Here is an 11,121-nt window from a genome sequence, read left to right as displayed (position 1 = left end):
GCGTAGGCCCAGCCTCCTTTGCCCCTTTGCCGGGGCCCCAACCTGGCAAAGCCAGGTTGGGGTGGCTTTAGAAGTCCATGTCGCCGCCCGTGGGAGCGGGGGTGGACTCCTTCTTCTCGGGTTTCTCGGCCACCACCGCCTCGGTGGTGAGGATGAGGGAGCCGATGGAGGCGGCGTTCTGCAGGGCGGAGCGGGTCACCTTGGCGGGGTCCACGATGCCTGCCTCCACCATGTCCACGTACTCCCCGGTGGCGGCGTTGAAGCCCAGGCGGAGGTTCTTGGTCTCGGAGAGGATCCTCTGGACCACCACGGAGCCCTCGTAGCCAGCGTTCTCGGCGATCTGACGGGCAGGCTCCTCCAGGGCCCGACGCACGATCTTGGCCCCGGTGGCCTCGTCCCCGTCCAGCTTCTTAAGGAGCTCGTCCACGGCGCTGATGGCCCTGAGGAGCGCCACGCCACCGCCCGGGACGATGCCCTCCTCCACCGCGGCCCGGGTGGCGTTCAGGGCGTCCTCAAAGCGGTGCTTCTTCTCCTTGAGCTCGGTTTCGGTGGCAGCCCCCACCCGGATTACCGCCACGCCCCCCGCCAGCTTGGCCAGGCGCTCCTGGAGCTTCTCCTTGGCGTACTCGCTGTCGGTGGTCTCCAGCTCCTTCTTAATGGCGTTGATGCGGGCCTCGATGTCCTCCTTCTTGCCCTTGCCGCCCACGATGGTGGTCTCGTCCTTGGTGATCCGCACCCTTTCGGCCCGGCCCAGCATGGAGAGGGTGGCGTTCTCCAGCTTGAAGCCAAGCTCCTCGGAGATGACGGTACCACCGGTGACGGCGGCGATATCCTTGAGCATCTCCTTGCGGCGATCACCGAAGCCGGGAGCCTTCACCGCAGCCACGTTCAGGGTGCCCCGGAGCTTGTTGACCACCAGGGTGGCCAGGGCCTCGCCCTCCACGTCCTCGGCGATCAGGAGAAGGGGCTTACCGGTCTGGGCCACCTGCTCCAGGATGGGGAGGAGTTCCCGCACGTTGGAGACCTTCTTCTCCACGATGAGGATGAAGGCGTCCTCGAGGACCGCCTCCATGGCCTCGGGGTTGGTGACGAAGTAGGGGGAGATGTACCCCTTATCAAACTGGTACCCCTCCACGAACTTCAGCTCGGTCTCCAGGCTCTTGGACTCCTCGACGGTGATGATCCCCTCCTTCCCCACCTTCTCCATGGCGTCGGCGATCAGCTTGCCCACGTCAGGGTCGTTGGCGGAGATGGTGGCCACCTCCTCGATGGCCTTGCGGTCCTCCACGGGGATGGCCAGGGAGCGGATCTTCTCCACCGCCGCCTCCACCGCCTTCTCAATGCCCCGCTTGAGGGCCAGGGGGTTGGCGCCGGCGGCCACGTTCTTCAAGCCCTCCCGCACGATGGCCTGGGCCAAGACGGTGGCGGTGGTGGTACCGTCACCGGCCACGTCGTTGGTCTTGGAGGCCACCTCCTTGAGGAGCTGGGCCCCGATGTTCTCCAGGTGGTTCTCCAGCTCGATCTCCTTGGCCACCGTCACCCCGTCCTTGGTGATGGTGGGGGAGCCGAACTTCTTTTCCAGGACCACGTTCCGGCCCCGGGGGCCCAGGGTTACCTTCACCGCATCGGCTACCGCGTTCACGCCGCGCTCCAAGGCCCGGCGGGCTGCTTCGTCAAACACCAGGATCTTCGCCATACCTCACCTCCCTTTTACTGCAGAACCGCCAAAAGGTCGCGCTCGGAGAGGATCACGTACTCCTCGCCGTCGATCTCGATCTCGGTGCCGCCGTACTTGGCGAAGACCACGATGTCCCCCTCCTTGACCTCGAGGGGCACCTTCTGCCCGTTGTCCAGGATGCGGCCCGAGCCCACCGCGATCACCTTGCCCTTCTGGGGCTTCTCCTTGGCGGTGTCGGGGAGCACGATGCCGCCCTTGGTCTTGGGCTCCTCCTCAATCCGTTTCACCACAACCCTGTCGCCTAGGGGCTTGATCACCGTCTTCACCTCCGCAGCCATATTCACTCCCTCCTTTGACGCTCAAAGGGCGAGAGTGTCAAACCAAGGGTTATTATTTTGCCCCCGCGTGTTCCTGTCAAGGGGGTTGAGGGGGGTCGTGTAAGGAGCGCTGGCGCAGGGCCTCGTAGAGGAGGAGGGCAGCGCTCACGGAGACGTTGAGGCTATCCGCCACCCCCCGCATGGGGATGCGCACCCTCACCCCCGCCCGGGCCAGCCAGGCCTCGGAAAGGCCTTCGTCCTCGGTGCCCAGGAGGAAGGCCACTCCCCTTTGGTAGTTTTCTTCCCAGTAAACCTTTTCCCCTCTGGGGGTGGCGGCCACCAAAAAAAGCCCTTTTTCCTCCAGGAAGCGGGCGGCTTCCTCCTCGGCCACGGGGAAGACGGGCAGGGAGAAGACCACCCCCGTGGAGTTCCGGATCACCTGGGGGCTATAGAGGTCCACCCCTTCCGCCACCAGGATCAGATCCACCCCCGCCCCATCCGCCGAGCGCAGAATGGCCCCCAGGTTGCCGGGTTTTTCCAGGCCCAGAAGGACCAGGACCAGGGGGTTTTGCGGGAGCCGGACCTCCTTTAGGGTTTTGTGGGGCAGGCGGAAGACCCCGATGACGGGAGGCGGGTTCTCCCTTACGGAAACCCGCTCCATCGCCTCCTGGGAAAGCTCCAGGGTGGGGGCCGATCCCGCCAGGGTTTGGTCCTCCGGGGTGGCCTTGGGGCCGAGAAGGAGGGTTTCTAACTGGAGGCCAGCCCTTAGGGCCCTTTCCACCTCCCGCCGGCCTTCCACCAGGAAAAGGCCAGTCCTTTCCCGCTCCCTTCGTTCCTTCAGGGCGGCCAAGGCCTTCACCTTGGGGTTAGCGGGGCTTTGAATGCGCATGGCGGTTCCTCGGTTCGGGGTTTCCCCCGAGGCGCACTTCAAAGCTGGCGATCCGGGGTCCGGAAAGCTCCAGGGAAACTTCTTCCACCTGAGGCAGTTCCTCCAGAAGCCGGGAAAGCCTGAGGACGATTTCCTGGTAGGGGGCGGGGTCGAGAGGACCCGAAAGATCCGGGCTTTGCCCGTGGCTTAGGGGTCTTACCAGCTCCTGGGCGTCCTTCTGGGTGAGGGGGGAAAGCCGCTGGCCCAGCACCTGGTCCCCCAGGGGGGTGGGCAGGACCAGGGTGAGGACGGGGCCGAAGAGGGGGTGGGGCTTGGCGGTGAGCTTGAGGGAAAGCCCTTCCCCCTTCCCCAAGGGCAGGCCGAAGCACTCCAAGAGGGCGGCCCCCTCCGCCTGGCTCAGGGTCTCTTTCCCTTCTAGGAGCTTCCTCGCCTCCTCCAGGCGCAGGTCCGGGAAGTCGGGGAAGTAAAGGGGTTCTTCCCGCCAAACCCTGTAGGCCCAGGCCCGGCTCAGGGCGATGGCCGCGGATTCGGGGAAGCGGTAGAGGGCCACCTGGCCCATAACCCGGGCCCGCACTCCCGAGGAGCCCATCACGCAGGCCAAAAGGAGCTTGTTCCCTTCTGCCTTCTCCAAAAGAGCCAGGAACTCCTCCTCGCTGGTAAAGCCCATGGGCACGAAGAGGAGAAACACGCTTCCCGCCTCGCCTTCCAGGGCTTCTTCCAGGGCGCGGGCGAACTCCTCCGCCTTGGCGGTGGAGCCCAGGTCCACGTGCTCCACGAAAAGCCCTCCTTCCCTGAGGGCCTCGAGGGCCAGGTTGGAGGGACCGGAGGCGTTGGAGATGAGTCGCACCCGGTTGTTTTCCGGAAGGCGCCCCAGGGCCAGAAGGGCGGCCACGTCAAAGGCTTCCTCCAGGCTGTTGGCCCGGATCACCCCGGCCTGGGCGAAGAGGGTGCGCACCAAGGGATCCCGGGAGGGATGCACCGCCAGGATGGGCTTTTTCTTGCCGATCCTGCGGGCTAGGCGGGAGAAGCGCCGGGGGTTGCCGAAGCTCTCCAGGTAAAGGAGGATCACCCGGGTTCGCTCGTCCTCTTCCCAGAACTGCAAAAGGTCGTTGGAGGAGATGTCCGCCTTGGCCCCCAAGGAGACAAAGGAGGAGATGCCGAGTCCCATGCCCTCCGCATAGGCCATCACCGCCCGGCCCAGGGTGCCGGATTGGCTGGAGATGGCCAGGGGTCCGGGTTTGGGGAGGGGGGCCAGGCCCGCCGCCAGGCGCACCTCGGGGTGGGTGTGGACCAGGCCCAAGGAACCCGGCCCCAGAAGGCGCATCCCCAAACGCCTGGCCTTGTCGGCCAGCTCCCTGGCCTCTTGGTCCTGGAAGCCGGTGGTGAGGACGATGGCCGCCCGCACCCCTCGTCTTCCCGAGGCCTCGAGGGCCTCCCAAACCCGCTCCTTGGGCACGGCGATCACCGCCAGGTCCACGGGGCCGGGAATGCTCTCCACCCTGGGGTAGGCGAGAAGGGGCCCCACCGTACCTCCTTCCTTGCCGATGGCCTCGTTCACCGGGTAGACGGGGCCTTGGAAGCGGCCAAAGATGAGGTTTTCCAGGGCCCGGTAGCCGATGCTTTCCGGGTCGCGGCTTGCTCCCACCACCGCCACGCCCCGGGGAAAGAAGAAGGGGTGAAGGCTCGCAAGGGTGGAAACCTTTTCCCGCCACTCAAACCGCTCCGCCGCCTTCTCCTCCAGGAGGATCTCAAACTCCACCTCCACCTCCCCGCTATCCCTGCGGGCCCGTACCTGGAAGCCGCTTTCCATGAAGACGTTGAGCATTTTCTGGTTCTCCGCCAGGACGAAGGCCTGAAACCGCCTTACCCCCCGCTTGGCGGCGATCAAGGCCAGGCGCTCCAGAAGGAGGGTGCCCAGGCCCTTGCCCTGGAAGGCATCGTCCACCAGAAAGGCCACCTCGGCGGTGCCCTCCCCCTTCAGGCGCACGTACTCCCCCGTGGCCACCATCCTGGGGGGGTCTCCCGCCAGGACCATGAGGATCACCTTTTCCTCTTCCGGTTTGGCGGAAAGGAGAAGCTCCGCCGCCTTTTCCGGGGAGATGGGGGAGAAGAAGCGCATGCGCAAGGACTCCGGGGATAGCCGCCTCAGGAACTCCACGAAAAGGGGAAGGTCCTTGGGGCCTGCCCGCCTCAGGAAGGCGGTGCGCCCGTCCTTGAGGAGGATGGGACCCTCCTCGAGGCCATGCTGGGGCGTGGGTGGGGGCACGTAGCCCATGCCTTTAGCTTACATCCGGGTAGCATGGGGGTATGCTGCGCCTGGATACCCGCTTCCTCCCGGATTTCCCCCAGGCTTTTAAGGAGCACGGGCCCCTCCTTCTTCAGGCCCGGGAGGCCCTTTTGGCCAAGCGGAAGGATCCCCAAAGCATGCTGGGCTGGATGGACCTCCCCGAGGACACGGAAACCCTGAGGCGGATCCGCCGCTATCGGGAGGCTAACCCCTGGGTGGAGGACTTCGTCCTCCTGGGCATCGGGGGAAGCGCCTTGGGGCCTAAGGCCCTGGAGAGTGCCTTCAACGAAAGCGGCGTGCGCTTCCACTACGTGGACCACGTGGAGCCGGAGCCCGTGCTTCGGCTCCTTCGGGGCCTAGACCCCCGGAAGACCCTGGTGAATGCGGTTTCCAAGTCGGGGGCCACCGCGGAAACCCTGGCCGCTCTTCTGGTTTTTCTGAACTGGCTTCGGGAGAACCTGGGGGAGGACTGGCGGCGGCACCTGGTTCTCACCACGGATCCCCGGCGGGGGGCGCTAAGGGCCTTGGCGGAAAAGGAGGGCCTCGAGGCCTTTTCCATTCCCGACAACGTGGGAGGGCGCTTCTCCGTGCTCTCCCCGGTGGGGCTCCTTCCCTTGGCCTTTGCCGGGATGGACCTGGAGGCCCTCCTCATGGGGGCGAGGAAGGCGAACGAGCTGGCCCTGGCCCCGCTGGAGGAAAACCTCCCCCTGAAAACCGCCTTGCTCCAGCACCTCCACCGCCACCTGCCCATCACGGTCTTTATGGTGTACTCGGAAAGGCTGAAATACCTTCCCGCCTGGTTTGTCCAGCTCCACGACGAGTCCTTGGGCAAGCGGGATGGGGAGGGCAACCGGGTGGGCACCACCGCCGTGCCCGCCCTGGGTCCCCAGGACCAGCACGCCCAGGTGCAGCTCTTCCGGGAAGGCCCCTTGGACAAGCTCATCGTTCTGGTGGTGCCGGAAAGGGCCACGGAGGACCTCCTCCTGCCCCAGGTGGAAGGCCTCGAGGGGGAGGCAGGTTACCTCTTCGGCAAGGGCTTGTTCCAACTCTTGAAGGCCGAGGCCGAGGCCACCTACCAGGCCCTGGCGGAAGCGGGGCAAAAGGTCTACACCCTGTACCTTTCCGAGATCTCCCCCTACACGGTGGGCTGGCTCCTGCAGCACCTCATGTGGCAAACCGCCTTCCTGGGGGAGCTTTGGGGGGTGAACGCCTTTGACCAGCCCGGGGTGGAGCTGGGCAAGCGCCTTACGCTTACCTTTTTGGAGCGGCCGGGGTACGAGTTCTAAACCTGGAAGCGTGGAAATAAGTGTATGATGCCCTAGGCATAAGGGGGTCTCTATGGACCGACTGGAGCCTTTGGGCATCAAACCGAGGAAACAGGTTTTCTGGAACACGGTTTCCCCCATCCTGGTGGAGCACACCCTGGCCCGGGGGGAGGGTTTTCTGGCCCACAAGGGGGCCTTGGTGGTGGACACCACCCCTTACACGGGGAGAAGCCCCAGAGATAAGTTCGTGGTGCGGGAGCTGGGCGTAGAGGAGGAGGTCTGGTGGGGGGAGGTGAACCAGCCCTTCGCCCCGGAGGCCTTCCAGGCCCTTTGGGAAAGGGTGGCCGCCTACCTTTCTGACCGCGACCTCTACGTGCAGGACCTGTATGCGGGAGCGGATAAGCGTTACCGGCTGGCGGTGCGGGTGGTGACGGAAAGCCCCTGGCACGCCCTCTTTGCCCGCAACATGTTCATCCTCCCGCGCCGGTTCCCCGAGGACGACGAGGTGGAGCCCTTTTCCCCAGGCTTTACCGTGGTCCACGCTCCCTACTTCCTGGCCGACCCGGAGCGGGACGGCACCCGGAGCGAGGTCTTCGTGGGCATCAGCTTCCAGAGGAGGATGGTCCTCATCGTGGGTACCAGGTATGCGGGGGAGATCAAGAAGAGCATCTTCACCGTGATGAACTACCTCATGCCCAAGCGGGGGGTTTTCCCCATGCACGCCTCGGCCAACGTGGGGAAGGAGGGGGATGTGGCCATCTTCTTTGGTCTTTCCGGGACGGGCAAGACCACCCTTTCCACCGATCCGGAGAGGCCCTTGATCGGCGACGACGAGCACGGTTGGAGCGAGGAGGGAGTCTTCAACTTTGAAGGGGGATGCTACGCCAAGGTCATCCGCCTTTCTCCGGAGTATGAGCCCCTTATCTATAAAGCCTCCAACCAGTTTGAGGCCATCCTGGAGAACGTGGTGGTGAACCCGGAAAGCCGTCGGGTGGAGTGGGATGACGACACCAAGACGGAAAATACCCGCGCCTCCTACCCCTTGGGCCACCTGGAAAACGTGGTGGAGTCTGGCGTGGCCGGACACCCCAGGGCCATTTTTTTTCTCTCCGCCGACGCCTACGGGGTTCTGCCCCCCATCGCCCGCCTTTCTCCGGAGCAGGCCATGTACTACTTCCTCTCCGGCTACACCGCCCGGGTGGCGGGCACCGAGCGGGGTGTCACCGAGCCCAAGGCCACCTTCTCCGCCTGCTTCGGGGCGCCCTTTCTTCCCCTCCATCCCGGGGTCTATGCCCGCATGCTGGGGGAGAAGATCAAGAAGCATGGTCCCAGGGTGTACCTGGTGAACACCGGCTGGACCGGGGGGCCTTACGGGGTGGGCCGGCGTTTTCCCCTGCCCGTGACCCGGGCCCTTTTGCAGGCGGCGCTAAGCGGGGCCCTCGAGGGGGTTCCCTATCGCCAGGATCCCGTCTTCGGCTTTGAGGTCCCCCTGGAGGTTCCCGGGGTGCCCAAGGAGCTTTTGGACCCGCGAGAAACCTGGGAGGACAAGGAGGCCTACGATCGCCAGGCCAGGAAGCTAGCTACCTTGTTCCAGGAAAACTTCCAGAAGTACGCGGACGGGGTGGAGGAAGCCATACGCCGGGCAGGGCCAAAGGTGGGGTAGCCCTTATCCTTTGTGGAGATGGGCCTTCTGCCCAGCCCCTTGCCAAGTAGGGCCCGGGGGTATTAGTCTCCCAGGTGGCAGGTAATGGAAGGGACAAATGTACTTCACCCCCGCCTAGGTACTTCTGGCAAAATGATGGCTACTGCCGTCTGGGGGACGGGTCTGTTATGAGCCAAGCCTGGTTTAGCCGTTACGCCTGGGGCGTCCTGGTGTGGAACATCCTGGTGGCCCTTTGGGGTGCCTACGTGCGGGCCACGGGGTCGGGGGCGGGGTGCGGTGCCCACTGGCCCACCTGCAACGGGGAGATCATCCCCAGAAGCCCACAGGTGGAGACCTTCATCGAGTTCACCCACCGGGCTACCTCGGGCCTGGCCTTCCTCTTGGTCCTTCTCTTCTTCCTCTTTGCCCTTCGCGCTTTTCCCAAGGGGCATCCTGTGCGCTTTGGGGCTGGGCTTTCCCTCCTTTTCATGGTCACGGAGAGCCTGGTGGGGGCCTCCCTGGTCCTCTTTGGCTGGACGGCCCAAAACGCCAGCGCAGCCCGGGCCGTGGTGCAGATGGTGCACCTGGCCAACACCTATTTCCTCCTGGCCTTCCTGGTCCTCACCGCCTGGTGGGCCTCTGGGGGTGCTCCCTTGCGCCTTAGGGGGCAGGGTGCGGTGGGGGCGGCCTTGCTCCTGGGGCTTATCGCCTTGCTCTTCCTGGGGATGAGCGGGGCGGTGACCGCCTTGGGGGACCTTCTCTTCCCCGTGCGGAACACCCTCGAGGCCCTGGAGCGCTCCCTGACCCCAGGCGAGCACTTCCTGGTGCGCCTCAGGGTGCTTCACCCCCTCATCGCCGTGAGCGTGGGGCTTTATGTGGTTTTTGCTGGCTACCTGGTGGCCCATCTGCGGCCTTCCTCCCATACCCGCCGCTTCGCCCATGCCCTCGCATACCTCTATGGAGTGCAGCTTCTCGTGGGCCTGGTGAACGTGTGGCTCAAGGCCCCGGTCTGGATGCAGATCCTGCACCTTCTTTTGGCCTACGCCGTGTGGCTTCTTTTCATCCTGCTTTCGGCGGCGGCGTTGGTCCAGGGGGCTAGGCGGGTGGAGCTGGGGGAGGGTACGGAGGCGGGGCAGGTGCACCGGGGCACTGGGGGAGCCACCTGGAAGGACTACCTGGCCCTCACCAAACCCCGGGTGATCAGCCTCCTTCTCTTCACCACCCTTTTGGCCATGCTCATCGCCGCCAAGGGCTGGCCTGGCACGGGCCTCTTCCTGGTGGTGGCCCTGGGAGGCTACATGATGGCGGGAGCGGCCAACGCCATCAACATGGTGGTGGACCGGGACATCGACGCCCGCATGCGCCGCACCGCCAAGCGTCCCACCGTGACCCAGCGCATTTCCAGCCGGGATGCCCTTCTCTTCGCCTTTGGCCTTGCCCTTTCTGCCTTCCTTCTCCTCTGGTGGGGGGCGAACCTCCTTTCCGCCACCCTGGCCCTCATGGGCCTTATCTGGTACGTGCTGGTCTACACCCTCTACCTGAAGCGGCGCACCTGGCAGAACATCGTCATCGGTGGGGCGGCGGGAGCCTTTCCCCCCCTGGTGGGCTGGGCGGCGGTGACCGGAGACTTGAGCCTCTTTGCCTGGTACCTCTTTGCCCTCATCTTCTTCTGGACCCCGGTGCACTTCTGGGCCTTAGCCCTCATGATCCAGGACGACTACCGGGCCGTGGGGGTGCCCATGCTGCCCGTGGTGTTGGGGGAAAGGGTGACGGTGATGCAGATCGCCCTTTATGCCGTGCTCACTGCCTTGATTTCCCTCATGCCCCTCCTTTTGGGGGAACTCGGCCTGGTTTACTTCTTCTTGAGCCTCGCCCTTAATGCTTTGCTTATCCTTAAGAGCCTTGCCCTCTACCGCCAGCCCGAGCGGAGGACGGCGGTTTCGCTGTATAAATACTCCATGCTTTACCTGGCCCTCTTGTTCGTGGCCATGGCGGTGGACCGGGTACTTTAGGGAGGGAAGCGGATGAAAAGAGTTGTGGCGGCTTTCAGTCTTCTAGGTTTGGCCCTGGCCCAGGAGGCCCACCGGGTGGCCATCACCCACCCAGGAGGCTCCTACAACCAGGAGGTGGCCTTCCTCTGGCCCTGGGTCTACTTCTTCTCCGTGGTCATCTTCGCCGTGGTGGCGGGGGCCTTGGCCTACGTCACCTGGAAGTTTAGGGCGAGGCCCGGCGATACGGGGGAACCCCCTCAGATCCACGGGAACGACCGCCTCGAGGTGGTCTGGACCCTCATCCCCTTGGCCATCGTCTTCGTCCTCTTCGGCCTCACGGCCAAGGCCCTCATCCAGGTGAACCGCCCCATCCCCGGGGCCCTGAAGGTGGAGGTCACGGGCTACCAGTTCTGGTGGGACTTCCACTACCCTGAGCTTGGCCTAAGGAACTCCAACGAGCTCGTCCTTCCCGCCGGGGTCCCCGTGGAGCTGGAGATCACCTCCAAGGACGTGATCCACTCCTTCTGGGTGCCGGGGCTCGCCGGCAAGCGGGACGCCATACCGGGACAAACGACCCGGATCTCCTTTGAAGCCAAGGAGCCTGGCCTCTACTACGGCTTCTGCGCCGAGCTCTGCGGGGCAAGCCACGCCCGGATGCTCTTCCGCGTGGTGGTCCTTCCCAAAGAGGAGTTTGACCGCTTCGTGGAGCAGGCCAAGGCCTCCCCGGCCCCCGTGGCCGACGAAAGAGGCCAGCAGGTCTTCCAGCAGAACTGCGCTGCCTGCCACGGCGTGGCCCGGAGCATGCCCCCTGGGGTCATCGGGCCCGATCTTGGGCTTTTGGGCAACCGCACGAGCCTGGGGGCGGGCATCGTGGAGAACACCCCGGAAAACCTCAAGGCCTGGATCCGGGACCCCGCGGGGATGAAGCCCGGGGTGCAGATGCCTGGCTTCCCTCAGCTTTCCGAGGAGGACCTGGAGGCCTTGGTCCGCTACCTGGAGGGCCTAAAGGTGGAAGGGTTTGACTTCAAGGCCTTGCCCAAGTTCTAGGAGGT

General features: G+C 64.9%; 8 protein-coding genes. 4 read left to right on the top strand and 4 right to left on the bottom strand.

Features of this window, described 5'->3' with window-relative positions:
* Positions 1–67 precede the first annotated feature (67 nt).
* The 4 genes from groL to F604_RS0104565 form a co-directional block, all read right to left on the bottom strand.
* Positions 68–1,696: a chaperonin GroEL gene (groL, locus tag F604_RS0104580; protein ID WP_019550604.1), complete on the bottom strand. Its 1,629-nt coding sequence runs from the start codon at positions 1,694–1,696 to the stop codon at positions 68–70.
* Positions 1,697–1,710: 14 nt separating this feature from the next.
* Positions 1,711–2,016, bottom strand: a complete 306-nt coding sequence (gene groES, locus F604_RS0104575; protein WP_015716023.1) for a co-chaperone GroES — start codon at positions 2,014–2,016, stop codon at positions 1,711–1,713.
* Positions 2,017–2,092: 76 nt separating this feature from the next.
* On the bottom strand, positions 2,093–2,884 hold the full coding sequence (locus F604_RS0104570) for a TrmH family RNA methyltransferase (RefSeq protein ID WP_019550603.1): 792 nt from the start codon (positions 2,882–2,884) through the stop codon (positions 2,093–2,095).
* Positions 2,862–5,159 carry a GNAT family N-acetyltransferase gene (locus F604_RS0104565; protein WP_019550602.1) on the bottom strand — a complete coding sequence of 766 codons (2,298 nt, stop codon included), beginning with the start codon at positions 5,157–5,159 and terminating at the stop codon, positions 2,862–2,864. Before F604_RS0104565 ends, F604_RS0104570 begins: the two co-directional genes overlap by 23 nt.
* Positions 5,160–5,191: 32 nt before the next feature.
* On the opposite strand from F604_RS0104565, the gene pgi reads away from it, so the two are divergent.
* The 4 genes from pgi (at position 5,192) to coxB (ending at position 11,116) form a co-directional block, all read left to right on the top strand.
* On the top strand, positions 5,192–6,457 hold the full coding sequence (gene pgi / locus F604_RS0104560) for a glucose-6-phosphate isomerase (protein ID WP_019550601.1): 1,266 nt from the start codon (positions 5,192–5,194) through the stop codon (positions 6,455–6,457).
* Positions 6,458–6,509: 52 nt separating this feature from the next.
* Positions 6,510–8,099: a phosphoenolpyruvate carboxykinase (ATP) gene (pckA, locus tag F604_RS0104555; protein ID WP_019550600.1), complete on the top strand. Its 1,590-nt coding sequence runs from the start codon at positions 6,510–6,512 to the stop codon at positions 8,097–8,099.
* Between the two features lie 167 nt (positions 8,100–8,266).
* Positions 8,267–10,090 carry a heme o synthase gene (locus F604_RS0104550; protein ID WP_019550599.1) on the top strand — a complete coding sequence of 608 codons (1,824 nt, stop codon included), beginning with the start codon at positions 8,267–8,269 and terminating at the stop codon, positions 10,088–10,090.
* Positions 10,091–10,102: 12 nt separating this feature from the next.
* On the top strand, positions 10,103–11,116 hold the full coding sequence (gene coxB / locus F604_RS0104545) for a cytochrome c oxidase subunit II (protein WP_019550598.1): 1,014 nt from the start codon (positions 10,103–10,105) through the stop codon (positions 11,114–11,116).
* Positions 11,117–11,121 lie beyond the last annotated feature (5 nt).

It is taken from the genome of Thermus scotoductus DSM 8553 (assembly GCF_000381045.1).
GTDB lineage: Bacteria > Deinococcota > Deinococci > Deinococcales > Thermaceae > Thermus > Thermus scotoductus.
Note: the sequence above shows the minus strand (reverse complement) of the source record. Positions and strands in the feature narration are given on the sequence as shown.